The 26,188-nt window shown below is 74.3% G+C and carries 14 protein-coding genes; 9 read left to right on the top strand and 5 right to left on the bottom strand.

Going from position 1 to position 26,188, the window contains the following annotated elements:
* Positions 1-14 precede the first annotated feature (14 nt).
* Positions 15-2,831, bottom strand: a complete 2,817-nt coding sequence (locus ACZ47G_RS06190; protein ID WP_465740279.1) for a penicillin acylase family protein — start codon at positions 2,829-2,831, stop codon at positions 15-17.
* Between the two features lie 274 nt (positions 2,832-3,105).
* On the opposite strand from ACZ47G_RS06190, the gene ACZ47G_RS06185 reads away from it, so the two are divergent.
* On the top strand, positions 3,106-4,188 hold the full coding sequence (locus tag ACZ47G_RS06185) for an SUKH-4 family immunity protein (RefSeq protein WP_465740278.1): 1,083 nt from the start codon (positions 3,106-3,108) through the stop codon (positions 4,186-4,188).
* Between the two features lie 238 nt (positions 4,189-4,426).
* Here the strand turns inward: ACZ47G_RS06185 and ACZ47G_RS06180 are convergent, their stop codons facing one another.
* The gene (locus tag ACZ47G_RS06180) at positions 4,427-5,440 is read right to left on the bottom strand and encodes a zinc-binding dehydrogenase (protein ID WP_465740277.1); all 1,014 of its coding nucleotides are present in this window, start codon (positions 5,438-5,440) and stop codon (positions 4,427-4,429) included.
* 101 nt (positions 5,441-5,541) lie between these two features.
* Here ACZ47G_RS06180 and ACZ47G_RS06175 point away from each other — a divergent pair, with 101 nt between their 5' ends.
* Entirely contained in the window at positions 5,542-6,225 is a 684-nt protein-coding gene (locus ACZ47G_RS06175; protein ID WP_465740276.1) for a TetR/AcrR family transcriptional regulator, read from the top strand.
* Between the two features lie 201 nt (positions 6,226-6,426).
* Here the strand turns inward: ACZ47G_RS06175 and ACZ47G_RS06170 are convergent, their stop codons facing one another.
* The gene (locus ACZ47G_RS06170; RefSeq protein ID WP_465740275.1) at positions 6,427-7,107 is read right to left on the bottom strand and encodes a macro domain-containing protein; all 681 of its coding nucleotides are present in this window, start codon (positions 7,105-7,107) and stop codon (positions 6,427-6,429) included.
* A 206-nt stretch (positions 7,108-7,313) separates the two neighbouring features.
* Between ACZ47G_RS06170 and ACZ47G_RS06165 the strand changes: the two genes are divergently transcribed.
* From ACZ47G_RS06165 to ACZ47G_RS06145, 5 genes are all read left to right on the top strand, one after another.
* The gene (locus tag ACZ47G_RS06165; RefSeq protein WP_465740274.1) at positions 7,314-8,939 is read left to right on the top strand and encodes an ADP-ribosyltransferase domain-containing protein; all 1,626 of its coding nucleotides are present in this window, start codon (positions 7,314-7,316) and stop codon (positions 8,937-8,939) included.
* Between the two features lie 489 nt (positions 8,940-9,428).
* Entirely contained in the window at positions 9,429-10,142 is a 714-nt protein-coding gene (locus tag ACZ47G_RS06160; protein WP_465740273.1) for a thioesterase II family protein, read from the top strand.
* Between the two features lie 258 nt (positions 10,143-10,400).
* The gene (locus ACZ47G_RS06155) at positions 10,401-11,900 is read left to right on the top strand and encodes a lyase family protein (RefSeq protein ID WP_465740272.1); all 1,500 of its coding nucleotides are present in this window, start codon (positions 10,401-10,403) and stop codon (positions 11,898-11,900) included.
* On the top strand, positions 11,897-12,823 hold the full coding sequence (locus ACZ47G_RS06150) for a GHMP family kinase ATP-binding protein (protein WP_465740271.1): 927 nt from the start codon (positions 11,897-11,899) through the stop codon (positions 12,821-12,823). The genes ACZ47G_RS06155 and ACZ47G_RS06150 overlap by 4 nt, the downstream gene beginning before the upstream one ends.
* The gene (locus ACZ47G_RS06145; protein ID WP_465740270.1) at positions 12,813-15,068 is read left to right on the top strand and encodes a pyridoxal-phosphate dependent enzyme; all 2,256 of its coding nucleotides are present in this window, start codon (positions 12,813-12,815) and stop codon (positions 15,066-15,068) included. The genes ACZ47G_RS06150 and ACZ47G_RS06145 overlap by 11 nt, the downstream gene beginning before the upstream one ends.
* Before the next feature lie 81 nt (positions 15,069-15,149).
* On the opposite strand, the gene ACZ47G_RS06140 is transcribed toward ACZ47G_RS06145, so the two are convergent.
* Positions 15,150-20,045 carry an amino acid adenylation domain-containing protein gene (locus ACZ47G_RS06140; protein WP_465740269.1) on the bottom strand — a complete coding sequence of 1,632 codons (4,896 nt, stop codon included), beginning with the start codon at positions 20,043-20,045 and terminating at the stop codon, positions 15,150-15,152.
* Positions 20,046-20,111: 66 nt separating this feature from the next.
* Positions 20,112-21,386 (bottom strand): MFS transporter, encoded by a 1,275-nt coding sequence (locus ACZ47G_RS06135; RefSeq protein WP_465740268.1) that lies wholly within the window; start codon positions 21,384-21,386, stop codon positions 20,112-20,114.
* Positions 21,387-21,764: 378 nt separating this feature from the next.
* On the opposite strand from ACZ47G_RS06135, the gene ACZ47G_RS06130 reads away from it, so the two are divergent.
* Together ACZ47G_RS06130 and ACZ47G_RS06125 are read left to right on the top strand one after the other, a co-directional pair.
* Entirely contained in the window at positions 21,765-24,974 is a 3,210-nt protein-coding gene (locus ACZ47G_RS06130) for a non-ribosomal peptide synthetase (RefSeq protein WP_465740267.1), read from the top strand.
* Positions 24,971-26,170 carry an NAD(P)/FAD-dependent oxidoreductase gene (locus tag ACZ47G_RS06125; protein ID WP_465740266.1) on the top strand — a complete coding sequence of 400 codons (1,200 nt, stop codon included), beginning with the start codon at positions 24,971-24,973 and terminating at the stop codon, positions 26,168-26,170. The genes ACZ47G_RS06130 and ACZ47G_RS06125 overlap by 4 nt, the downstream gene beginning before the upstream one ends.
* Positions 26,171-26,188 lie beyond the last annotated feature (18 nt).

Genomic DNA, 26,188 nt, shown 5'->3' with positions numbered 1-26,188 from the left:
GGCCGTTCCGTCGGTCAGGGCCGGTGGCTGGAGAACTGCACCACCTGCTGGTACGTCGGGCGGTTCTGCCAGGTGGTCTTGGAGTCCGTCACCCCGCCCAGCGGGCGCTGGATGATGGTGTCGGCGCACCACTGGTCGCCCGCCGAGCAGTCCGTGTCGCCCTTGTAGACCTGGGCGGACGACTGGGCGGCGGCCTGCGTGAGGGTGGTCAGCAGGACGTTGCGGCAGGCGGTGAGGTCGCCCCCGCCGCAGAACGGACGGGCCAGCGGCCCGGCCACCGGGTCGCCGAGGACGGCCCGCAGGTCCTTGTCCAGATAGCTCCACCAGCCGTACTGGAAGGCCGAACCCTTGTGCGGGATCGACTCGTTGGCGCTGACCGGCCCGCCGGCCGTCGCCCCGGTCTGGCCGCCGGAGGGCGACTCGTTGATCTGCAGCGCGCCGGTCAGCGCGCCGAACAACTGGTCACCGAGGCCCGGCCGCATCACCCCGTCGGCGACCAGCGGCCACCAGGCGTCCATCACCCGGATCGCGGCCGCGTCCGCGTAGGTGTGGCTGCCCGGGGAGGTCTCCTTGCGCTGGGCGCCGTCCGCGAGCCAGGCCTCCAGCTGCTGCAGGGCGGTGGCGGCGGCCGGGTCGGTGACCGGCGCGCTGCGCAGCACCCGGATCAGGTCGGGCAGCACGTCCTCGGCTCGGAGGTCGGCCAGGGCGGCGCTCTCCATCGCCTGGGTGAGGGTGACCCGGCTCGCCTTGCCGCCGTTCCGCAGCAGGGACTTGACCCGGTCGTCCAGCAGGTTGGCGCGGTGCACCGAGCCGTTGCCGAAGCCGGCCGCGGTGAAGCCGTCCGCCTGCTTGTTGTTCCAGGAGACGTAGTAGTCCTGGTCGACGGAGTGCGGGTGCTCGGTCGGCGGGGTGTACCGGGCGGTGTTCGTCGCCGGGTCGAAGTCGGCCCACTCGTAGGCCGGTTGGGCGAGCACCGGGAGCCCGGCGTCCACCCCGGGGGCGCGGACCGGGTTGCTGCCGGAGTTGTAGTACGCGATGTCGCGGGAGTCGGCGTAGAACCAGTTGAAGGTGTAGTTGATGTCCTGCGCCGCCTGCTGGAAGCTCTGGGCGTCGTGCACCGCGCCCGGGTCGTTCAACTCCTGGAAGCCGATGATGGAATCGGCCTCGTGCCGGTAGGTGGAGCGCAGCGAGGTGAAGGCGACGGGCGCGCCGCCGACGGTGCCGCGGGCCGTCACCAGCCCGTAGTTCGAGCGGTAGGCCACCAGGGTGTACGAGCCGGCCGGGGTGGAGTCGGCGGTGGTCGGGCTCCACGCGTCCTTGCGCTCCAGCCGGTCGAAGGGCTGGCACTGCCCGTGCCAGAGATAGGAGTTGGCGGCGGTGGTGACCGGCGAGCCGTCGGTGGTGCAGAGCGGGACGGCGTAGGTGTCGGTGATGTCCTGCCCGGCGGAGGTGGCGCTCCAGGCGTAGTCCTGGCCGCGGCCGAGCTGCACGTAGAAGCTGAGGCCCGCGAAGGCCGCGCCGCGGGCGCTGATCCCGGGGCCCTGGATCTCCTCCAGCATCAGCAACTGCGGTGCGAAGTAACCGGTTTGCGGGCCGAACACGGCGACCGGGTGGCCGTCGTCGGTGTGCGCGCCGGAGACCAGCAGGGCGTTGGACATGCCGTGCTTGGCGGTGAGCAGATTGCCGGGCAGGACGCCGTCCGCCTTCGTGGTCGCGGTGTTCGCCGATCCGGTGGCGTCGTAGATCATCCGCTCGGGCACCACCGAGCCCGGGTCGGGCAGCGCCTGGCCCTGCGGGGCGTCGGGCACGGTCGCGTACGGGAAGCTCTGCCCGTCGTGCAGGGTCTTGACCGCCTCCGGGTCGTCGGCCTCCCGCAGCGACTTCCACACCGCGTCCCCGGCGTCCTTGCCGTACCGGGCCTCGGCGGCCTCCTTGACCTGGGCGGAGGCCAGTTCGCCGCCCCCGCCGGAGCCGAACAGCGCGCCGACCACCGAGGCCAGGGCGACCAGGTCGGTCAGCTTGAACGGCTCGATCGAACCGGCGTTGGTGATCGGGTCGATGTGCCCGGTGAGGTCGTACTCGCCGGGAAAGGTCCGGCCGTTGTACGCCTGGGTGACGTACTGGTTGATGCCGTCCAGGTAGGCGTTGGCGTCCGCCAGCGCCTGGGTGGCCCGGCCGCCGCGGGCCGCCAGCGCGTCGATCTGCTGCTGCAACTCGGCCTCGGTGTACGGGGCGGCCTGCCAGAAGCTCTGCTCCAGCTGCCGGTTGGCGGCCGCGCCGCCCGCGAAGCCGGACAGCTGGCCCCGGCCGACGTGCCGGAACAGGTCCATCACCCACAGCCGGTCCTGTGCGGCGGCGTAGCCCGCGCCGAACTCGGTGCCGTACCGGGTGGTGCCGGTGATGTGCGGCACGCCGGTGGCCTTGTCGCGCACGATCGTCACGTCCGGGCGCGGGGTCGCGGTGCTGGCCACCTGGTCGGCCGGCACGCCGAACGACGCGTCGTTGAAGAAGCTGCGCAACCCGGCCTCGGTCAGCCCCGGATAGCCGGAGGCGAGGCCGGAGTACGGGCCCAACTGGTCGTCGGTGTGGGCGGGGCGGCTGCCGAACATCCGGTTGAGCAGGATCTCGGCGAGTGTCGCATTGCCGTTCTCACCGGGCGGCAGGATGTCGGTGCACCGCCCGCCGCAGTAGTCCGGCGCGGCGGCGGCAGCGGCGGGGGTCGCGGTCGCGGTCGTGGGGGCGGTGAGGGCGGCGGTCACGAACAGGGCCGACGCGAGGGCGACGGCGGCGAACCGGAGGGGGTGGGGGTGGGGGCGTGGGGGTCTGCGCAAGGCGAGCTCCTCCGTCGAAGCCACGGGGAGTCGACGGTAGGGGTGCTACTGGACGGTTGGCTAGTGGCGTGCATGCCATTTCGCGCGCGGCGCCCAGGAGTTGGGCTTGATCGTGACGCGTGGGCCGGTGGGTCGGGCCTGGTCGGGCGGATGGGGGCGGCTCTGACTGTCGGTGGGGTCGACTAGGGTCGCCCGGGTCGATGGAGATCGTCCGCCGTGGGGTGGCGGGGCAGGAGGCAGTGGCGTGGCTGGGGCGGGTATGGGGGACAGATGGGTGCGGGAGTTGTCGGCTGCCGGGGAGTCGTGCTGGGAGCGGGCGTACCTGGACCTGGGGGCTGCGGGGGAGGAGCCGCTGCGGTCGGTCGAGGGGTTCCAACTGCTGGGGGAGGCGTGCTACGAGGCCTGGGAGGGGCCGGTGGCGGTGCTGCTGGACGGTGTGAGCGGGGAGGTGTTCCTGGGGCGGCCGGGTGATGACGGGGTGCTGCGGCGGGACTTGCTGGCCAGCAGTCCGGCGTGCCTGGTCGCGCTGGCGCGGGTGATGGAGACGCTCGGCGGGGGACGGGAGTACGGTCCGGCGGCCGTCGCCGAGGTCGAGCGGGTCGGGCGGGAGCGGCTGCGTGCGGCGGATTCGGAGCTGTACCGGCGGACGGACGGGCGGCCGGCGCACTGGGAGACGGCGCTGACGATCCGTGCCCTCGCCCGGGGTGCCCGGGCCGGCGGCGCGGAGGGGCTGGCGTACGCGGTCACGCCGGAGCTGGTCGAGGACCTCGCGATGCTGGAGGGCGGCGGGGGTGGGGTCCGCCGGTTCGCGGAGGCCGAACTGCCCGCGGGCGTCAGCCACGGGCCGAGTCGCCGCCTGCTGACCGAGGTCGGCCTGCCGCTCTCTGCTGAGTGCCTGCTCTCCGTCGAGGCCGAGGGGCCGCTGCGCACCCTGGCGGAGGACTCTCCGGAGAACTTCGACCCCGAGAACGAGGAGGAGTTGTCGACCCGCGCGTACCAGGGCGGGTTCCTGGTCGTCGGCGAGTGGATGTACGACCTCGACGTCGTGCTCGACGGCGCCACCGGCCGGGTCGAACTCCCGGACTTCTGGGACGACGGCGATCCGGCCGCGTACCTGCACCGCGACCTGTCCGCGCTGCTGTACACGCTCTGGACCTTCCACCGGCTGCGAGGCGCGCGGGAGGCGGCGTACCGGCTGCGGCGGGAGGCTCCGTGGTCGGTCTTCGACCCGTGTGAACTCTTCGACGGCGCGGCCGAGGCGGCGATGCGGGCCCTCGATGCGGAGGCGTTCGCGAGCGAGAGGCACTTCTGGCCGATGCGGATCGACGACGGGCACATGGGCAGCCTGCTGGAGTAGGGGGTCGGCCGGTGGATCGGCGGGTGGCCAAGGTGGTGTGGCGGCGGAAGGAGCTGCCGCTGCCGGCCGGGATCACGGTGGCGGCAGTGGGCGGGGCGGGGCTGTACCTGGCTCAGCAGGGGACGGCGGCGCACGTCCCGGCGGGGGGATAGCGCGCGGGCCGGCAGCCGTGGGGCGGCTGCCGGCCCGGGGCCGTGCCCGGCTCAGTCGGGCAGGTGTGGGGGGCGGGTGGGGGCTGTCAGGGCTTGAGGACCAGGCGGATGGGGTTGCCCTCCTTGCGCTCCAGGGCCTCGACGGCGCGGGCGGCGTCGGCGAGGGGGAAGGTGCCGCTGACGGAGCGGGCGAAGTCCAGGCGGCCGCCGCGGACCAGGTCGACCAGGTCGACGACGTCCTGGCCGTCGGAGCCGTAGTGGCCGAGGATCTGCTGGCGCAGGTAGCTGAGCCGGGTGCCGTCGGTGATGGTCAGCGGCTTGTCGGTGAGGCCGACGAGCACCAGGCGGCCGCGTTCGCCGAGGGTGGCCATGGCCTGCTCGCGGACCGGGGCGACGCCGGCGAAGTCGAAGGCGGCGGCGAGCGGCCGGCCGCCGGTGGCCGTGCGGAGCTGCTCGGCGAACTGCGGGTCGGCCGGGTCGAGGGCGGCGTCGGCGCCGAAGGCGAGGGCGCGCTCGCGGGCGGCCGGGAGCGGGTCGACGGCGACGATCGGGAAGGCGCCGATGGCGCGCAGCAGCTGGACGCCGTGGGCGCCGAGTCCGCCGACGCCCCAGACGCCGACGGCCTCGGCGGGGCGGACGGCGCCGGTGCCGGTGATCGCGGCCCACGGGGTGGAGACCGCGTCGGGGATGAAGCAGGCTTGTTCGAAGGGGAGTTCGTCCGGGATCGGGACGAGTGTGGTGGCGGTGGCGAGCGCGTACTCGGCCCAGCCGCCGTCGTAGTCCACGCCGCGGGTGTACACCCGGCCGTTGCGGGTCTCGCCGGCCTGCAGCAGCACCCGGTCGCCGACGGCGGCGGTGGTCACGCCCTCGCCGAGGGTGTGCACGGTGCCCGCGACCTCGTGGCCGAGGGTGACCTTGTCGCCCTGGAGGAGGAAGGGCTTCAGGGTGCCGTCGATCAGGTGGACGTCGGAGAGGCAGACGCCGGCGGCCTCGACCTTGATCAGCACCTCGCCCGGGCCGGGCACCGGGACGGGCACCTCCTCGACGGCGAACGCGCCCTTGGTGACGTCGAGGCGGCCGGCGAGCATCGTGGCGGTCATCGGGACTTCCCTTCTGCCGGGGGCGGCGGGGCTGGGGGAGTGCCCCGCCGCCCCGAACTTGCTTGTTATCCAACAAGCAAGTTCGACCCTAGCATGGTGCCATGCCCACGCACGATGACCCGCCCGCCCGCACGACCGCCAGCACGCCTGCCGGAACGACCGCCCCGCAGGACGCCCAGCCCCGCCGCACCCAGGCCGAACGGCGCGCCCACGCCGAGGCCGCGCTGCTCGCCGCCGCCGCCCGGCTGATCGCCGAGCACGGCAGCACCGGGGTCACCCTGGCCCGGGTCGGGGAGGAGGCGGGATTCAGCCGCGGCCTGGCCACCCACTACTTCGGCTCCAAGGCCGCGCTGCTCGCCCGGCTCCAGGAGGAGGCCCTGGCCGAGGCGATGGCGGCGGCCGCCCCCGAGCGCAGCGGCGCCGGGGTGGTGGAGGAGCTGTGCGGTTTCGCCCGGGGCGTGCTCGACGGGGTGCGGAACCCGACCGACCTGGGCCGGGCCTTCGTGGTGCTGGGCGCCGAGGCGCTGGCCGGCGCCTCCGAGCTGACGGGCGCGGTGGCCGAGCTGGACTCCCGGACGCGCGGCTGGGTGGTGGACGCGGTCGGCCAGGGCGTGGCCGAGCGGGAGGTGCGCGCCGGGGTGGACCCGCAGGCCTTCGCGTTCGCCTTCGTGGGGCTGCTCAAGGGGCTGGTGGTTCAGGCGGCGGCCGCGCCGGAGGCCTTCGACGTGGCGGTGGCCACCACGGAGGCGCAGCGCTGGATCCGGCTGGCGCTGGTCGCGGACTGACCGGGGGCGGCTCCGAACCGGCGGCGGCTTCGAATCCCCGGCGGCTCCGAACCCGTGGCGGCTCCGAACCCCGCGGTGGCTCCGAACCGGCGGCGGCTCCGGACCCGCTGTGTCTTCGAGTCCGGGTGACCGGAAACGCCCCGCGCCGCGCCGAAGGGTCGGCACGGCGCGGGAGGCGGGAGGGTGCTCCTCGGGGTCGGGTTACCGCCCGGAGCGGCTGCGGGGCGACGGCGCCGTGATGCGGACCCTGGTGGTGGCGGGGGCCTTCTCGATGTCGTCCAGCTGGGCCAGGATGGTGGCGCGCAGCTCGTTGTCGTCCTCGAAGTGGTGGTCGTTGAAGAGGGTGTAGCCCGTCCACATCAGGTTGGCGCAGACCCGGGCCGGCACCCGGCCGGTCTGGGCGCCCATGCCGACCAGGGCCACCGAGCGGATGCTGCCCGGGGCCAGCCGGTTCTGCCGGTGGACGGCCTGGAAGGCGGCGGCGCAGGCCAGGGCGACGTTGAGGGTCTCGCTCACGTTCTGCGAGGAGCTCTGCATCGTGGGCGCGGAGATCAGGAACCCGGGGGTGACGGCGCCGGAGGGCACACAGACCGCGCTGCCCACCGGCAGGCTGCCCGCGTGGTGGTCGCGTATCGCGCGCTGCACCTTCAGCTGGATGCCCGCGCCCAGGTGGCGCTTGATCGCGGCGTCCGTCCCGCCGTCCATCCGGCCCTTGGAGTTGGTCGGGCTGACCCAGGCGTCGACCTGCTCGGTGAGGATCGAGCCGTGCCGGATCTCGATCTCGGGGGTGTCGGCGAAGGCGGCCCGCCAGGACTCGACCACCGTCGCGTTGAGGTCCGTCAGCACCACCCGGAGCGGGGACTGCGCGCGGTCCGTCGTCATGCTGCAACTCCTGTCGTACGGCAGGGCCCGGGAGAGGGGGCCCGAGGGTCTCTCGTTGTCGGTTCCGACGCTAGTGGGTGCCACTGACAGTCCGTCGCCCGCTCACCGGGCGGGCCGGAGTGTCAGTCCGGGCTGTTAGGAAGGTGTCGTCCGCCGGAGAACTGACGGATCGTCATCCGATGCCCTTGACCAGCCGGAGTACCACCATGAGCGCTGCCGACACCTCCGCCACCACCCAGCCCGACCCGAACGACCCGCTGGCCCTCGCCGAGCTCTTCCAGGGCGGCGGCGAGCCGTGGCTGCCGGTGCTGAAGCCCGTCATTGAGGCGCAGTCCGGTGCGGCCTCGTTCATCGGCCCGGGGCGCGGCCCGGACGTCGTGCCGGTCCGCGAGCTGACCTTCCAGGCGCTCAAGCCGCACGCCCCGCACAAGTGGAAGGTGGTGGTCTTCGGCCAGAACCCGTACCCGCGGCCGGAGAGCGCCACCGGCATCGCGATGTTCGACAACGCCTTCCACGACTGGAAGGACAGCCAGTTCGGCCGGGTGATCAGCATCCGCTGCATCATCAAGGCCGCGGCGATGTGGAAGTACGGCATCCCCAAGAAGACGCCGATCGCGGACATACGGGCGCTGCTGAAGAAGGAGGAGACGGTCCAGCCGCCGGAGTGGTTCCAGGCGATGCTGACCCAGGGCGTGCTGCTGCTGAACGCGGCGCTCACCGCCAGCGCCGACGGCGCGATGGGCCCGGACCAGCACACCGGGTTCTGGCGGCCGGTGGCCGAGCGGATCGTGGAGGAGATCCTGCGGGCCAAGCAGCAGGCGGGGGAGGAGGACCGGGGCGTCGTGTTCGCCTGGTGGGGTGCGCACGCGCGCAGCCTGAAGAGCGTGGTGCAGCGGCTGGAGAAGAAGTACCCGGAGGTCGAGGTCCGGCACATCGACCACGCCAACCCGGCGGCCCAGGGCGACATCTTCTGCGACGACGAGCACTTCGCCACGGTGAACGCCGCCCTGGCCTCGCTCGGTGCGGACGAGGTGGACTGGCTGCCCAGCAAGGGCTGGAACGCCGGCGCGGCGGCGGGTGCGGGCGCGGACGGCGGCGTCGCCGAGCGGATGGGCGCGTTCATCGCCTCCACGATGGAGCTGCACCAGCTGTACCTGGACCGCCTGGCCGGCGTGAAGGACGAGGGCCTCGAACTCCCGGCGATCAGCGGGGTGTTCGACACGCCGCTGATGGACTTCCGGGAGGCCGTGGCGCCGGTGGCCGAGCTGCTGCGCGGCCTGGACCGGCACATCGCCCTGTCGTACGACTTCGGCAGGCGGCGGGCGGGCGAGGGCGCGGCGGCCGGGCTGTCCGCGGACGCGATCGCCGCGCTGTACCTCTACACCTGCGAGTCCGCGTTCTACCGGGAGATCAACGCGGTGCTGCGCTCGCCGGACCGCGGCCGGCTGGTGCCGTACCTGCCGTACCTGCGGCTGCTGTTCGCGGCGGTGTCGCAGCTGCCGGTGCGGACGGAGCCGCTCTGGCGCGGGGTCTCGCTGGACCTTCGGAAGCAGTACCCGCTGGGGCGGACGGTGACGTGGTGGGGCGTGTCCTCCTGCACCTCCGAGCTGGGGGTGGCGAAGGCCTTCCTCGGCAGCCGGGGCAAGCGGACGCTGTTCGAGGTGCGGCCGCTGCGCGCGACCGGGATCCAGCGGTTCTCGGCGTTCACGGGCGAGGAGGAGTACATCCTGCTGCCGGGCACCCAGTTGGAGGTCACGGACGTCCGGGCCCAGCGCGGCGGGCTGTGCACCGTGACGCTGACCGAGATCGCGGAGGGGCCGCTGGTGTCCTGAACCCCGTGCCGACCGGATGTCGTCGGAAGCCCAGGGCCTCGACGGGTCGCGACGGGCCTCGGCGGGCCTCGGCGGGCCCCAACGGATGTCGTTGGATTGGCCAATGCGAGTTCCCCGTGGGTTGTGCCACGGGTTTCCCTCCCGAGTCGGCGAGTTGGAGAAATCGGAGCGCTTTCGGGTGGGGGCGCCGTAGAGTGGGACGGCCGATGATCGTCAACTATTGAGCGTGCTCACTCAGCTGAGGTACAGTCATCAGCGGTTGATCGGCACACCATTCATCATCCTCGATGGCAGAACCGACCAGGCGGCACAACCGGCCTCCGCAGAGCGGCGATCCAGAGCGGATCGAATGGGTTCTGGCAGCTATTCCAGAAAGGCCGCTTCGGAGACCATGGACTTTCCGGACGACCTCGGGCCAATAGCCGGACTTCCGGGATGGCGCCCGTGAACGGCCAGATACTTCCCGACAAATGGTTCGTTTCCCGAGAATTGCGTCCGGAGGCGCCGGTCAGGCTCATCTGCTTCCCCTATGCGGGCGGCGCCACGGCCGTCTACACCCGCTGGCCGGCCGCGCTCGGTCCCGGCGTCGAGGTCGCCGCGCTGGCCCTGCCCGGCCGGGAGCGCAGGCTCGGTGAGCCGGCGGCCGTCGAGGTGGAGCGGATCGGGGAAGCCGTCGCCGCCACCGCCGACCGGCCGTACGCGCTGTTCGGGCACTCGATGGGCGCCCTGCTGGCGTTCGAGGTGGTCCGCTGGCTGCGCCGGGCCGGGGCCCGACCGCCCGTCCACCTCTTCGTGTCGGGCTGCCCACGGCCCGACCACCAGCGCGGCGAGGACATCTTCGACGGCCTGTCCGCCCTGCCCGACGACGAGCTGCTGGCACGGCTGGTCCGCGGCGGCGGCCTGCCGGCCTTCGTCCTGGACGAGCCGGAGCTGCTGGAGCTCGTCCTGCCCGTCTGCCGGGCCGACTTCGGCTGGCTGGACGCCTACGACTGCGGCGACGAACCGCCGGTGCCGGTGCCGATCACCGCCTTCGTCGGCACCGAGGACGCCTCGGCCCGCCCCGAGGAGACGGCCGGCTGGGCCGCGCACACCACCGGGCCGTTCACCCAGCACGCCGTGCCGGGCGGCCACTTCTTCCTGGACGACAACCTGGACGCCATCAGCCGGGCGATCCGCGCCGGGCTCGGGAGCCTCGAGGCGTGACGCCGAGGTCGCAGCCCGCGGCGAGCAGCCCGGCGACCCCGACCCGGGCGCCCCGGCGGGGGCCTGCGAGACGAGCCCCGGCCGGGATCCGAGGGGCGGGCGCCCGGCCGGGATCCGCAGGGGCCCCCGGCCAGGGGTCGAAGGACGGGCGGCGGGTCGGAACGACGAGTCAGGAACGGTGATGGGGGACGGAACCACCGGGCGGTGCGCCCTCCGCCACCCCGCGCGGCCTGCGCGAGGACTACTGAGGAGCACGTCATGACGGTGACCGGTCGGATCGAGGGCATACCGAGCGAGGTGTGGCACCAGGAGGTGCTGGCACCGCAGTTCGCCTACGAGGCCGAACACCTGCTGCGGCACTACGTGCAGATCGAGCGGGTGCTGCTGCTGGAGTACCGGCGGATGGGACTGGTCGACGGGGTCGGCACCGCCGCGATCGCCGCCCGGCTGGACGAGGTCTCCCCGGACACCGTCCGGGCGAACCCGCGCGAGAACATGTCGGACATCTCCTTCGCCCTGGAACGGCACGTCACGGGCGGTCCCGTCCCGCCGTTCGCCGCCTGGCACGCCGACCGCAGCCGCAACGACCTCCAGGTCTGCGCCCAACTGCTGTCCGCCCGCGAGCAGGTCCGGGCACTGGCCGCCGACCTGCTGGCCTTCGACGCGGCCGTCCGCGCGCTGGCCGGCGGCGCCGTCGAGGTGCCGATGCCCGGCTACACCCACTCCCAGGCCGCCCAGGTGATCAGCCCCGGCTTCTACCTGGCCGCCCTGTCCAGCGAGACGCTGACCGCCGTGCGCCGACTGCTGGCCGCCTACGACGAGATCGACGCCTCACCGCTGGGCGCCGGCAGCATGGCCGGGCAGGAACTCGACTGGGACCGCTCCCGGATGGCCGAACTGCTCGGCTTCGCCCGCCCCCAGCCGCACGCCCTGGTGGCCGTCGCCTCGCGCGGCTGGGCGCTGGCGATCGCGGCCGAGGCGGCCCACTTCGCCGTGGCGCTCAGCCGCTTCACCACCGACCTGATGGCCTGGGGCGGCAGCGCCCACGGCTTCCTGGACCTCCCGGACGAACTCTCCGGGATCTCCGCCGCGATGCCGCAGAAGAAGAACTTCCCGGTGCTGGAACGGATCCGCGGCCGCTGCGCCCTGGTGGCCGGCAGCGCGGCCGAACTGGCGGCGGCGCAGCGCAACACCCCGTACACCAACACCGTCGAGGTGTCCAAGGAGGCCGGCGCGCACCTGCGGGTGCAGACCGAGGCGCTGCGCTCGACCCTGCGGCTGGCGCACGCCGTGGTCACCGGGCTGGTGTTCCGCACCGACCGGATGCGGGCCGCCTGCGAGGGGGAGTTCCTCGGCGGCTTCACCCTGGCCAACCGGCTGACCCTGGACGAGGGCGTGCCGTGGCGGACGGCGCAGGTGATCGCGGGCCGCTACATCAAGGCCGCGCTGGACAAGGGGCTGGCCCCGGCGGACGGGGACGCCGCGCTGCTGGCGGCGGTCGCCGAGGAGGCCGGGCACCGGCTGTCCGGGCCGCAGGCGCTGCTGGACGCGTCGCTGAGCGTGGACGCCGGGCTGCGGGCCAAGACCTCGGTCGGCTCCACCCACCCCGACCAGGTCCGCGCCACCCTGGCCGAACTGGCCGCCGAACAGGAGCGCCTGACCGAGTGCTGGGCGCAGCGGACCGCGGCGGCGGCGACGGCGGCCGACCGGGTCGCGGCACTGCTGGCCGCGGACCGGGAGAGGTCGGAGAGGTCGTGAGCACGCCCCCGCCCGCCCCGTCCCGCCCCGGCGTCGAGCTGCGGACCGGCTCGGCCCGGGCCTTCGGCACCTTCGGCGAACTGCTCCAGGGCGCCCTGCCCGACGGCGCCGAGTTCCTGGTGACCCTGCCGGTCGACCGCTGGGCCCGGGCCCGCTTCCGACTGGACCCGGACGGCCCGCTGCGGGTCTTCCCCGCGCACAAGACCAAGACCCGGCGGGTCGCCGAGGCGATGCTCGCCGCGCACGGCCGGCCGGCCGGCGGGCTGCTGTTGCTGGACGGCGACCTGCCGGTGGGCAAGGGCATGGCCAGCTCCTCGGCCGACCTGGTCGCCACCGTCCGGGCGGTCGGCGCCGCGCTGGGCCTGGACACCTCACCCGCCGCGGTGGAGCGCTGGCTGCGCCCGATCGAGCCGACCGACGGGGTGATGCACCCCGGGGTGGTGGCCTTCGAGCACCGCGAGGTACGGCTGCGCGAGCGCCTGGGCGGCCTCCCGGCGGCGACCGTGGTGGCGGTGGACGAGGGCGGCCTGCTGGACACGGTGGCCTTCAACCGGGTGCCGAAGGCGTACTCCCCGGCGCGGCGCGCCGAGTACGCCGAGCTGCTGGCGGAGCTGGCCGCGGCGGTGCGGGCCGGGGACCTCGCCCGGGTGGGCGCGGTGGCGACCCGCAGCGCGGTGCTGAACCAGCGCCTGGCGCCCAAGCGCAACCTGGACGCGCTGCTGGCGATCGCCGCCCGGGTCGGCGCCGAGGGGGTGGTGTGCGCCCACAGCGGCACCCTGCTGGGCGTCCTGCTGGACGCGACGGCCGCGGACCACGGCCCCCGCCTGGCCGCCACCCTGGCCGCCTGTTCCGCCCTGCCCGGCACCGCCACCACGGTCCGGGCCCTCACTCTCCGAGACATGGAGCTCGCTCATGCGGCATGAATCGATCGTGGACGCCATCGGGCACACGCCCCTGGTCCGGCTGCGGGTGCCGGCGCCGGAGGGTGTCGAGGCGTACGCCAAGTTGGAGCTGGCGAACGCCTTCGCGATGAAGGACCGGGTGGCGCGGCAGGTGGTGGCCGAGGCGCGGCGCAGTGGCGCGCTGAAGCCCGGGGCGCCGATCGTGGAGAGTTCGTCGGGGACGATGGCGCTCGGGTTGGCGCTGGTGGGCACCCACTTGGGGCATCCGGTGCACATCGTGACCGATCCGCGGATCGACCCGGTCACCCTGGCCAAGCTGCGGACCCTGGGTTGTGAGGTGCACGTGGTGTCGGCGATGGGCGAGCAGGGCTGGCAGTCGGCCCGGCTGGACCTGCTGGCCGAGCTGATGACCGGTCTGCCGGACGCGTTCTGGCCGCAGCAGTACTCCAATCCGCAGAATCCGGCGGCGTACCGGGGCCTGGCGGAGGAGCTGGTCGCCGATCTCGGCCGGGTGGACGTGGTGGTGGGTTCGGTGGGCAGCGGTGGTTCGCTGTGCGGGACGTCCCGGGCGCTGCTGGAACGTTTCCCCGAGCTGAAGGTGGTCGGGGTGGACGCCGTCGGCAGTGTGCTGTTCGGCCAGCCCGATGTGCCGACCCGGCGGCAGGGCGGCCTCGGCAACAGCCTGCACCCGGACAACATCGACTACCGGCTGATCGACGAGGTGCACTGGCTCTCCGACGACGAGGCCTTCGCCGCGACCCGGGCGCTGGCCCGGGAGCAGAAGATCTTCGCCGGGAACACCTCCGGCTCGGTGTACCGGGTGCTGACCCACCTGGCGGCGCACGCCGCGCCCGGCACCCGGCTGGTCGGCATCATGCCGGACCGCGGGGACCGCTACGTGGACACCGTGTACGCGGCGGACGCCGACGTCAGCGGGGACGCCTCGGTCGCGACCGAGCCCGCCCCGGTGCGCTACGGCGAACTGGTCCACAGCTGGTCGTACGCCGGGATCTCCCGCCGGGAGCGCCCGCTGCTGCTGTTCGTGGAGTCCAACACCACCGGCACCGGCATGCTCGCGCTGACCACGGCGGTGCGGCTGGGCCTGGAGCCGGTGCTGTTCGTGGTGGACCCGGCCCGCTACCAGGGGCTGGCGGAGACCGGCGCCCGGGTGGTGGTGTGCGACACCGACGACCCCCAGCTGCTGCGCAAGGCCGCCGAGGAGGCGGCCGGCGGCCGCGAGGTGGCGGGCGTGACGACCACCAGCGAGTACTACCTGGTCCAGTCGGCCGCGCTGGCCGAGGGGTTGGGCGTGCCGGCCAACCCGGCGGCGGCCCTGGCGGCCTGCCGGGACAAGTCGGCGACCCGGCGCACCCTGGCGGCGCACGGGGTGCGCCAGCCCCGGTTCGCCGAGGTCCGGGATCCGGCCGGGGTCGCGGCGGCGGTCGCCGCGGTGGGCCTGCCCTGCGTGGTCAAGCCGGTCGACGAGTCCGGCTCGCACGAGGTGCTGTGGTGCGAGGACGTCGCCACCGCCACCGAGCAGGCCCGCAGGCTGCTGGCGGTCACCCACAACGTGCGCGGTCAGGCCAGCGCCCGGACGGTGCTGGTGGAGGAGTACCTGACCGGCCCCGAGTTCAGCGCCGAGATGTTCCTGGCCGGCGGCGAGGCGGTCTGCGTCGGCGTCACCCAGCGCACCGTCAGCGAGCTGCCGTACTTCGTCGAGACCGGGCACCTGTTCCCGGCCGTGCTGCCGGCGGAGACGGCGGCGGCGATGGCCGACACCGCCCGGCGCGCTCTGGCGGCGGTCGGGCTGGAGCGCGGCCCGGCGCACGTCGAGCTGCGGCTGAGCGCCGACGGCCCGGCCGTGATCGAGATCAACGCCCGGCTGGCCGGCGGCATGATCCCGGAGCTGATCCGGCCCGCGACCGGCATCGACCTGCTGGACCAGCAGATCCGCGCCGCCGCCGGTCTGCCGCTCAACCTGGCCCCCGAGCGGGCCCGCTCCGCCGGGATCCGCTTCCTGCTCGCCGCCGAGGAGGGCCGACTGGCCGCCGTCGAGGGCGTCGAGCGGGCGGGCGCGGTCGCCGGGGTGGAGCGGGTCACCGTGACGGCGGCCGCCGGGCGCCCGGTGCGGCCGGTGCGGGAGTCGTACGACCGGCTGGGCCATGTGATCGCGGTGGGGGAGGGGCCGGAGCAGGTGACCGGGGCCCTGGACGCCGCGCTGGCCCAACTCGCCGTCGTGGTCGAGCAGGTGGAGCAGCTGGACTAGGTAGAGCAGGTGGAGCAGTAGGGGACGGCACGGGGGCGCCGGCGGACGGATGGTCCGCTGGCGCCCCCGTCGCGTCCGGGGTCAGGCCCGCTGCTCCGGCGGGACGCGCAGCGCGGTGCGGTCGGTCCGGCCGGAGGGCAGCTTCGGCAGGGCGTCGAGCACCACGAACCGGGCCGGCGTCATGGCCCGGGGCAGCGAGCGGGTGCAGTGTGCCCGCAGCTCGGCCGGGGTCGGCCGGGCGGCCGGGTCGGCGGGGGCGGCCGGGGTGACGAAGGCGACCAGCCGCGGCCCGTCGGACACCGGGGCGTCCGCCAGCACGGCCGCGTCGGCGACCTTGCGGTGGGCGCGGAGGACGGCCTCGATCTCGCCGGGCTCGATCCGCTCCCCGTCGATCCGCAGCTGGTCGTCGGCCCGCCCCTGGTACAGGAGTTCGCCGTCGGCCGTCCAGCGGGCCAGGTCGCCGGTGCGGCACATCCGCTCGCCGGGCGCTCCGAACGGGCAGGGCAGGAAGCGGTCGGCGGTCAGCTCGGGGCGGTTGAGGTAGCCGCGGGCGAGGCCCGGCCCGGAGAGGTGGATCTCGCCGGTGACGCCGGGGGGCGCGGGGCGCAGACGGTCGTCCAGGACGAACAGCCGGGAGCCGGCGATCGGCCGTCCGAGCGGCGGTACGTCCGCACCGCCCAGCGGGCCGGACAGGGTGCCGAGCACGGTGGCCTCGGTCGGCCCGTAGGCGTTGTGCAGCCGGCGGCCGTGCCCCTGGCGGGCGGCCGCCTCGGCGTCGAGCGGCTCGCCGCCGCTCACCAGGGCGCGCAGCGCGGGGAACGCGCGGTCGGGCAGCGCGGCCAGCGCGGTCGGGGGCAGGACGGCGTGGCTGATTCGGCGCTGCTCCAGCAGCAGGGCCAGCTCCTCGCCCCGCACCGGGTGGGCGGGTGCCACCACCAGGGCGGCCCGGGTGCGGAAGGCCAGCAGGAGTTCCAGCAGGTACGGGTCGGAGGTGGGAGCGGCCTGCTGGAGCACCCGGGGCCGGTCGCCGTCGGCGCCGGTGACCTGGTGCAGCTGCTCCCCGTCGGCGCCGGTGACCTGGTGCAGCCCTTCGGCGAGCGGGGCCAGTCCGGCGTGGGTGACCAGGACGCCCTGGGGCCGCCCGGCCGAGCCGGAGGTGTACCGCAGGTACGCGGCGTGCGCCGGGTGGACGGGTGCGGTGGCCGGTCGGTCGCCGGGGTGGTCAGCGAGCGCGTCCAGCAGGTCCGGGTCGTCCAGCAGCAGCGTCGGCGGGGCCCCGACGGGCAGGGCGGAGGCACCGTCCTCGTCGGTCACCACCAGGGCGGGCCGGGCGTCGGCGAGGACGAAGGCCAGCCGCTCGACCGGGAGCCGGACGTCCAGCGGCAGGAACGCCCCGCCCGCCTTGGCGACGGCCAGGACGGCGAGCAGCAGCTCGCCGCCGCGCGGCAGGGCGAGCGCGACGGTGCGCTCCGGTCCGACGCCACGGGCGACCAGCTCGGCGGCCAGCCGGTCGGCCTGCTCGTCCAGTTCGGCGTAGCTGAGGGCGAAGTCGTCGGTCTCCAGGGCCGGGGCGTCCGGTGCGGCGGCCACCGCCTGCTCGAACAGCCCGGCCAGGGTGGCCGGTTCGGGGGCGGGGGCGCCGGTGCCCCAGGCGTCGAGGACGGCCTCGCGCTCGCCCGGGAGCAGCAGCTCCCAGCGGGAGATCGGCAGGTCGGGCTGCTCGGTCGCGACGGCGAGCGCGAGCAGCAGGCGCCCGGCCAGTGTCGGGCCGGCCGCCTCGTCGAAGCGGTCGGCGCCGACCGTCAGGGTGCCGCTGATGGTGGCGCGGGCGCGGTCCTCGGTCAGCTCGACGATGAGGTCGAAGGGGGTGGCGGGGGTGCCCAGGTCGAAGGCCTCGGTGGGCAGCCCGCCGAGCGTCGGCACCGGCTCGGGCTCGCCGTTGAGGCTGGTCATCACCTGGAACAGCGGGTTGCGGCCGGCCGCCCGGGGCGGGTTGAGGGCGGTGACGATCTCGTCGAAGGGCAGGTCCAGGTGGTCGTGCGCGGCGAGGTTGGTCTCCCGCACCCGGGCGATCAGGGTGCGGAAGCTCGGGTCGCCGGAGGTGTCGGCGCGCAGCACGGCGGTGTTGATGAAGCAGCCGACCAGCTCGTCGAGCGCCTGGTCGGAGCGCCCGGCGGTGGGGGTGCCGAGCGGGATGTCGGTGCCGGCGCCGAGCCGGGTGAACATCGCCGCCAGCGCTGCCTGGAGCAGGATGAACACGCTGGCGCCGTGCTCGTGGGCGGCCGCGGTGATCCGCCGGTACAGCTCGGGGCCGGTGTCGACCGGGGTGGGCAGGCCGCGGAAGGTCGGGGTGGCCGGGCGCGGCCGGGCGCCGGGCAGGGCGAGTTCCTCGGGCAGTCCGGCCAGCGCCTGCCGCCAGAACGCCAGGCTGCGGCCGGACGGGCTGTCCCGGTCCTCGGCGCGGCCTAGCTGCTGGGTCTGCCAGAGCGCGAAGTCGGCGTACTGGAGCGGCAGTTGCTGCCAGTCCGGCGACCGGCCGGCGGACCGGGCGGCGTAGGCGGTGGCCAGGTCGCGGCAGAGCGGGGCGAGCGAGAGCCCGTCGCAGGCGATGTGGTGGACGTCCACCAGCAGGACGTGGGAGCGCGGGCCGGTGCTGAACAGGTAGAGCCGCAGCGGCACTTCGGCGGTCAGGTCGAAGGGGGTGTCCAGCGCCTCGCGCAGCGCCTGGCGGAGGCCGTCCGGGTGGACGGTGGCGGTCCGGACCACCCGGGCGAGGGCCTCGGGGGGCTGCACCGACTGGCGGGGGGCGCCGGACCGGGTGTCGGCCGGGAAGACCGTCCGCAGGATCTCGTGCCGCCGGCCGAGGTCGGCGGCGGCCGCGCCGAGCGCGGCGAGGTCGATGTCGCCGTCGATCCGCACCGCCAACGGCATGTGGTAGAAGGCCTGTTGCTGCTGCCCGAGCCGGTTGACGACCCAGATCCCGCGCTGCGCCATGGACAGCGGCAGCACCTCGGGCCGGGGCCCGGTGGCGGCCGGGATCGCGCTGCGGGCCGGTGCCCCGGCGGGGGCCGCGGCGGTCTCGTCCAGCAGTTTGGCCAGGTCGGCGAGGACCGGGGCCTTGAGGACGTGGCGGACGGACAGCTTGACCGACCACTGCCGACGGATCCGGGCGACCAACCGGGTGGCCAGCAGGGAGTCCCCGCCGTCGCGCAGGAAGTCGGTGTCCCGGCCGACCGCCTCGGTGCCCAGCAGCCGGGACCAGATCGCGGCCAGGGCCCGCTCGGTGGGGGTCTCGGGGGCGGCGGATCCCCCGGCGGCCGGGGCGGGACGGGCGGCCGCGGCGGCGTGCTGCGGGTCGGCGGCGTACTCGAGGCGGCCGTCGGCCAGGACGCGGGCCCGGCGCCCGGTCGGCGTGCCCGCCAGCAGCAGTTCGCCGTACACCCCGGTGGGCGCCCGGTTGCCGTGGCGGTCGCGGACCTCCGCCTCGGCGCCCTCCACCGTGGCGGGTCCGTGGACGCCCAGCGGCAGCCGGCCGATGCCGGGGGCGGTGGCCGTGGTGGCCGTGGTGGCCGTGGTGGTCTCGGTGCCCTCGGCGAGAAAGGCCTCCAGCAGGGTCAGGTAGTCGGCGGCGAGCCGCTCCACGGTCTCCCGCTCGAACAGGTCGCTGGCGTAGTCGAAGGCGAAGCCGACCTCGTCCGCGGTGTAGCTGACGGCCAGCTCCAGGTCGAACTTGGCGGAGTCGTTGCGCATCTCGGTGAGCTCGACCGACAGCCCGGGCAGCTCCGGCGGCGGCACCACCTGGTTGACGCTGCACATCACCTGGAACACCGGGTTGCGGGACGGGTCCCGGGGCACCCCGAGCGCCTCCACCACCCGGTCGAACGGCACGTTCTGGTGCGACAGCGCCTCCGCCGCCACCGTCCGTACCTGACCGAGCAGTTGGCGCAGGCTCGGATCGCCGGACAGGTCCACCGGCAGGGCCAGGGTGTTCGCGAAGTAGCCGATCACCGGCTCCCACTCGGCCCGCGGCCGGTTGGCCACCGGCACGCCGACGACCACCCGGTCCTCGCCGTTGTAGCGGTGCAGCAGCGCGGCGAGCACCGTCACCGCGGTGGCGAACAGCGAGGCCTCGTGGCCCGAACCCCAGGCGGCCAGCCGCCGCTGGAGATCCGCCGGGACGGGCACCGTCACGGTGGCGCCCTCGCCGCTGAGCAGCACCGGCCGCGGCAGGTCGGCCGGGATGCCGGCCTCCTCCGGCAGCCGGGCCAACCGCTCGCGCCAGAAGGCGAGCTGGCCCCGGTAGAGCTCCACGGTGGCCGGCTCGGCCTCCCAGGCCGAGTAGTCGGCGTAGCGCACCGCGAGCGGCGCCGGTCGGCTGGGCGGCCCGCCGACCCGGGCGGTGTAGCAGGCGCCCAGCTCCCGGAAGAACAGCCCCTCCGACCAGCCGTCGGTGATCGCGTGGTGCAGGGTCACGGCGAGGTGGTGGACCTCGGCCCCGGCCCGGATCAGCTTCGTCCGGAACAGCGGCCGGCCGGCCAGCGCGAACGGGATCCGGCTCTCCCGCTCGATCAGCTCGATCGCGGCCGGCTCGCCGGACTCGGTCAGGTCCTGCTGCTCCCAGGGCAGTTGCTCCGGGTCGAGCAGCAGCTGGAAGACCTCGTCCTCGTCGCCGGCGAAGGTGGTGCGCAGGCCCTCGTGCCGCGCCACCAGGTCGCCGACCGCGAGCCGCAGGGCCTCCGGGTCGAGCCGGCCGGCCAGCCGGAGCCGGAACGGGACGTTGTAGGTGCTGTTGGGGCCGTTCAGCTGCTCCAGGAACCAGAGCCGCTTCTGGGCCAGCGACGCGGGCGCCCTTCCGTCACCCGGGCGGGCGGCCGGGGTGGCGGGGGCGGTGGCGGGCGCGGCGGTCGTCTCCTCCGCCAGTGCGCGGGAGAAGACGGCGTCCAGTGCGGCGCGGCCGACCGCGTCGGTGTCGTTCACGAGACCTTCCTGGCCTTCCTGGTCGTGGGGGTGTTCTGACGGAACGTCCGGTCGTCCGGCGGGGCGTCAGACCGTGGCGGGGGTGGGGGCGGGAGCCTCGACGGGGGCGCCGGTCGCCCGGCGCACCGGGGAGAGGCCGAGCAGCAGCGCGGCCAGGCCGATGCCGCCGGCGCAGACCACGATCGCCGGCCGGGTGCCCAGCAGGGCGCCGAGGGCGCCGCCGGCCATGGCGCCGAACGGGGTGCCGGCCATCACGATCATCCGGGTGGAGGCGTTCATCCGGCCCTGCATGGCGTCCGGGGTGATCGCGGCCTGGTAGCTGCGGATGTTGATGCTGCTGGAGATCACCAGCACGGCGTAGGCGATCTGGACGAACATCAGCGTCGCGACGGCGACGCCCCGGGGCATCAGGGTGGCGGCGGGGATGACGAGTTCGACGGCGGTCATCGCCGCCGTCACCCAGACCACCATCCGGCCGAACGGCAGCAGCCGGCCCAGCCGGCCCGCCAGCAGGGCGCCCAGCAGGGAGCCCGCGCCCGTCCCGGCCAGCAGGGCGCCGACCAGGAGGCCGGGCAGGTCCAGGGTGCGGGTGATGAAGACCAGGAACAGCGGGTCGATCGCGATGGCACAGAAGTTGATCAGGAAGGTGGCGGGCACCAGGAAGCGCAGCGTGCGGTTGCCGAAGACGAAGCCGAGGCCCTCGCCGATCTCCTGCCACAGCGAGGACGGCGCGCCGTCGGCGGGCCGCTGCGGTACCGGCTCGCGCCGGCGGATCCGCAGGGTGCAGGCCGCCGCCAGCCCGAAGGCGAAGACGTCGAGCAGGATGACCACCGGGCCGGTGAGCAGCTGCACCAGCAGGCCGCCGAAGGTCCGGCCGCCGATGCTGGAGACCGAACTGCTCAGCTCCAGCTTGCTGTTGCCCTCGACCAGGTCCGCGCGCTCCACCAGGGCGGGCAGGATCGCGGCGTTGCCGATGTCCGAGACGGTGCTGCAGGCGCCGGTGCCGAACACCACCACCAGCAGCAGCGGGACGCTCAGCAGCCCGGCCCAGGCCAGCAGCGGGACGGACAGCAGGACCAGCGAGCGTACGACGTCCGCCGCCACGATGATCAGCTTCTTCGGTCGCCGGTCCAGCCAGACCCCGACGAACAGGCTGATCAGCAGGTACGGCAGGAACTCGGTGGCCAGCAGCAGGCCCATCTGGAACACCGAGGCGCCCAGGCTGACCGAGGCGAGCAGCGGGACGGCCACCGCCACCATGTTGGTGCCCAGCATGGAGAGCGTCTGCCCGGCCCAGAGCCGGCGGAAGTCCGCGTGCTGCCACAGTCCGTCGAGCTTCACGCCGTCGGTCCTTCCTGCGTCGTGAATGCGGAAAGTGGGGTGTGGTGTCGCGCGCCGGGTGTCCGAGGCCGGATGTCCGAGGCCGGATGCCCGATGGGCGGGGAACTCGACGTCTGCGGGGAACTCGACGCCCACGGCGAACTCGGCGTTCACGCCGAACCCGATGTCCGCGGTGCGGGAACACCATTCCCGCGGGATATGGCGACACCTCCGCGCCCCGGGAACGCCGCCCCCGGAACGCCAGCATACAGCCGGGAATTCGCCCGGCAAGGGGCAAGATCTCGCCCCGTCGGCAAGGGATTTGACCTCTGTCATGATCGCTGCGAGTAGGGTAGTCTCGCCGCGTCCTGCACTGATGGGATCCGGGGGAATCAGTCCATGCACGACCGCGTCGTTCCGATCTCGCCGCAACAGCGGAGGCTGTGGCTGCTGCACAACCTCCATCCGCGGCTCCCGCTCTACAACGGCCCGGTGGCGCACGAGATCCGCGGAGAACTCGACGTTCCGGCGCTGGAACAGTCGATCCGTGCACTGATATCCCGTCATGCCGCGTTACGCACGGGCTTTTCCACGGTGGACGACCAACCCGTCCAAGTGATAGCGGACCGGCTGGAGTTCGGCCTCACCGTGCACGACCTGAGGGGGGATCCCGATTCCCTCCGGGTCCGGGTGCGGGAGGCCGCGGCGACGCCCTTCGACCTGGAACGCCCCGGGCTCTTCGACTTCCGGCTGTTCCGCTCGGCGGACGACGCCTGGACGCTGCTGGTGAACCTGCACCACATCGTCACCGACGCCTGGTCCAACGCGGTGATCGCCGCCGAGATCGGCCGGGACTACGCGGACGCGCTGGCCGGCCGCCCGCTACCGGTCGCGGAGACCGGGGCCGACTACGGCGCGTACGGCGTCGCGCTGGCCGAACGACTGGCCGGCGGGCTGGCTGAGCGTCAACTCGCCTACTGGGCCGAGCACCTGTCCGGCGCCCCCGACCTGCTGCGACTCCCGCTGGACCGCCCCCGCCCGGCCCGCCAGCGCTTCCACGGCGAACTGCTGCCCATCACGCTGGACGCCGCCCTGGCCGAGCGGGTGCGGCAGACCGCCGCCGGGCACCGCACCACGGACTACGTGGTGCTGCTGGCCGCCTTCACCCTGCTGATGCACGCCTACACCGGCGAGCGGGACGTGGTGGTCGGCACGCCGGTGTCCAATCGGGACGACGACGCCCTGGACGGGACGGTCGGATTCTTCGTCAACATCCTTCCGCTGCGCAGTCGGAGCAGGATCGGGGAGAGCTTCTCGGAGTATCTCCGGCGTTGTCGGGCGACGTTCATCGGAGGTTTCCGCAACCAGTCCGTTCCTTTCGACGACATCGTCAAAATGACGGACAGTCAGGGCGTCGTCAGCCACTCGCCGTTGGTCCAGGCGGTCTTCGGATACCACCAGGAGCCGTTGCCGGCCCTGCCGTTGGACGGACTGCGGACCACCTGCTGGAACGTGCCGACCGGATTCGTCCAGACGGACCTGGAGTTCGACCTCGCACGGGCCGCGGACGGTTCCGTGACGGGCGTCATCGCCTATGACGGCGACCTGTTCGACGAGGCCACGATCGCCCGGCTGGGCGCGAACTACCGCGCCCTGCTGGAGGCGGCCCTTGCCGACCCGCAGACCCCGCTGGCCCGGCTCGAACCGCGTGCCGCGGCGGAAATCCGCTTCGCCGACGAGGTGAACGCGACCGACGCCGAGTTCCCGGCGGACGCCTGTCTGCACGAGCTGTTCGAGGCACAGGCGGCGCGCACCCCGGACGACACCGCGGTGGTCTCGGAGACGGCCCGGCTCAGCTACCGGGAACTGGACGAACGGGCCGAGGCGCTGGCCCGGGAGCTGCGGGCCCGGGGCGTGGGCCCCGAGCGGGCGGTCGGCATCTGCCTGGAACGCTCGGTGGAGCTGGTGGTCGGACTGCTCGGCATCCTCAAGGCCGGCGGCGCCTACCTGCCGCTGGACCCGGCCAGTCCGCCCGCCCGGATCCGGCAGATCCTGGCCGACGCCGGCGCCCCGGTGCTGCTGGCGGCCCGGGCCCTGGGCGAGCAGATCGACGCCGCCTCGGCGGGCGCCGAGACGCTCGACCCGACGACGCTGCCCGAGGCCCCCGCCGCGGCCGACATCGCCGTTGTCGAGGGTCCGCACCCGGAGAACCTGGTCTCGGTCTACTACACCTCCGGCTCCACCGGCATGCCCAAGGGCGTGGCCAGCCGGCACCGGGGCTGGGTGAACCGGATGGTCTGGATGCAGCGGCGGCACCGGCTGGCCCGGGGCGAGACCGTACTGCACAAGACCACGCTGACCTTCGACGACTCCGCCCTGGAGATCTTCTGGCCGCTGTCCGTCGGCGGCCGGGTGGCGGTGCTCGAACCCGGACGCCACCGGGACCCGGTGGCGGTGCTGGAGGCCGCGACCCGCTACGAGTCGGTGTACCTCCAGGTCGTTCCGAGCATGCTGAACGCGGTGCTCGACCTGGTGGAGCAGGCACCCGACCGGGTGCCGCCCCGGCTGCGGAACACCACCTCCAGCGGCGAGGCGCTCACCGCCGCGACCGTCGAGCGCTTCCACCGGCTGATGCCGGGGGCGCTGCACAACACCTGGGGCGCGACCGAGGTGTCGATCGACTCGACCTGCCACACCTGCGGCCCGGCCGACGGGACCGCGGCCGGACCGGTGAGCCTGGGCCGCCCGTTCGACAACAACACCGTGCACGTGCTGGACCGCGAGCTGCGGCCGGTGCCGGTCGGCGTGGTGGGCGATCTGTACATCGGCGGCCTCGGCCTGGCCCGCGGCTACCTCAACGACCCGGCGCGGACCGCCGGCGCCTTCCTGCCCGACCCGTTCCGGCCCGGCGAGCGCCTCTACCGCACCGGCGACCAGGGCTTCCTGCACCCCGACGGCGCCTTCCGCTTCGTCGGGCGCAGCGACCACCAGGTGAAGATCCGCGGCATGCGGGTCGAACTCGGCGAGATCGAGACCGTGCTGCTCGGGCACCCCGGGGTGCGGGAGGCCGTGGTGGTGGTCGCGGCGGAGGGCCCGGCCCAGCGGCTGGTGGCCTTCGTGACCGCCGCCGACCCGGCCGCGCCGCCGACCTTCGAGGCGGTGCGCGAGCACGCCAAGGAGTGGCTGCCGCACTACATGATCCCGGCCCAGCTGGTGGTCGAGCGGGCCTTCCCGCTGAACGCCAACGGCAAGGTGGACCGCCGGGCGCTCACGGTGCCCGAGCCGCCGGCCGGTTCGCAGGCCTCCGGGGGCGAGGCGCCGCGGACGCCGTCCGAGCAGTTCGTCGCCGGGGTGTGGCGGGAGCTGCTCGGCGTCGAGCGGATCGGCGCCGAGGACGGCTTCTTCCTGCTCGGCGGGCACTCGCTGATCGCCACCCGGTTCACCGCGCGGGTGCGCCAGCGGCTGGGCGTGGAGTTCCCGCTGGTCACGCTCTACTCGGAGCCGACGGTCCGGGCGACGGCCCGGACCCTGGAGGAGCTGGTCGCGCGGAAGCTGGCCGACGACGCCCGGCCGGCCACGGCGGGGGAGCCGGCGGAGGCCCAGGCGTGAGCGGTGGCTGGGACGCCGTGGTGGTGGGCGCCCGGGTCGCGGGCGCGGCCACCGCGCTGCTGCTGGCCCGCAGCGGCCACCGGGTGCTGCTGATCGACCGGGCCGCCTTCCCGTCGGACACCGCCTCCACCCTCTACATCCACCAGCCCGGGGTGGCCAGGCTCGCCGAGTGGGGCGTCCTCCCGGCACTGCTGGACTCCGGCTGCCCGGCGCTGGACACCATCAGCTACGAGGTCGGTGACGTCCGGCTGGCCGCCCCGGCGCCGGTGCTGGACGGCGCACCGGCCGCCTTCGCGCCGCGCCGCCGGGTGCTGGACCAGCTGCTGGTCGACGCGGCCGTCGAGGCGGGGGTGGAGTTCGTCGACCGGGCCAACCTCCAGGAGCTGGTGCACTCCGACGGCCGGGTCACCGGGGTGCGCTTCCGCACCGCGAGCGGGGTGCGCACCGAGCACGCCCGGCTGGTGGTCGGGGCCGACGGGATGCGCTCCCGGGTGGCCCAACTGGTCGACGCGCCGGTCGAGTCGGGCGATCCGCGGGCCAGCTGCGTGTACTACACCGGCTGGGCCGGCCTCAGCACCGGCTTCGGCTTCCACGAGAGCCCCGGCAACTGGATCGTCCGGATCCCCACCCACGACGACGTCACCCTGATCTCCACCTACTTCCCGCAGGACCGCTTCGCCGAGATCAGGCAGGACCCGTTCCGCCACCACCTGGCGGCCGTCCGCAGCACCGCGCCCGGGCTGTACCAGCAGCTCACCGAGGCGGAGCAGGTCGAGCCGATCATCGGTACGGGCGACCAGCAGAACTACTTCCGGCGCGGGCACGGCCCCGGCTGGGTGCTGGTCGGCGACGCCGGGCACCACCTGGACACCATCAGCGCCCGCGGCATCACCAACGCGCTGCTCCAGGCCGCCTTCCTGGCCGAGGAGTTGGCAGCGGATCAGGGTGACCCGGTACGGCTGGACGCCGCCCTGGCCCGGTTCACCCGCCGCCGCGACGAGGAGCTGACCGAGCCGTACCAGAGCACCCTGGAGCTGGCCCGGCTGACCGTCACGCCGTCCCGGCTGCGGATGCTGCGCGAGATCGCCGAGTCCCCCGAACTGACCGGCCGCTACTTCGCCGTGGTCGCCGGGATGCTCGGCATCGACGAGCTCTTCGACGGCGACTTCCTCGACGACGACGACGACCGGTTCTGATCCCCTTTCCTGGAGGAA

This window comes from Kitasatospora sp. NPDC030952 (genome assembly GCF_055571335.1).
The sequence above is the reverse complement of the archived record's forward strand: the minus strand, read 5'-3'. Positions and strand labels throughout refer to the sequence as shown.

Coding starts and splice junctions, on each gene's coding strand:
- ACZ47G_RS06180 (WP_465740277.1), bottom strand. CDS start 5,440: ATGACCGCCACGATGCTCGCCGGCCGCCTCGACGTCACCAAGGGCGCG.
- ACZ47G_RS06175 (WP_465740276.1), top strand. CDS start 5,542: ATGCCCACGCACGATGACCCGCCCGCCCGCACGACCGCCAGCACGCCT.
- ACZ47G_RS06170 (WP_465740275.1), bottom strand. CDS start 7,107: ATGACGACGGACCGCGCGCAGTCCCCGCTCCGGGTGGTGCTGACGGAC.
- ACZ47G_RS06165 (WP_465740274.1), top strand. CDS start 7,314: ATGAGCGCTGCCGACACCTCCGCCACCACCCAGCCCGACCCGAACGAC.
- ACZ47G_RS06155 (WP_465740272.1), top strand. CDS start 10,401: ATGACGGTGACCGGTCGGATCGAGGGCATACCGAGCGAGGTGTGGCAC.
- ACZ47G_RS06145 (WP_465740270.1), top strand. CDS start 12,813: ATGCGGCATGAATCGATCGTGGACGCCATCGGGCACACGCCCCTGGTC.
- ACZ47G_RS06130 (WP_465740267.1), top strand. CDS start 21,765: ATGCACGACCGCGTCGTTCCGATCTCGCCGCAACAGCGGAGGCTGTGG.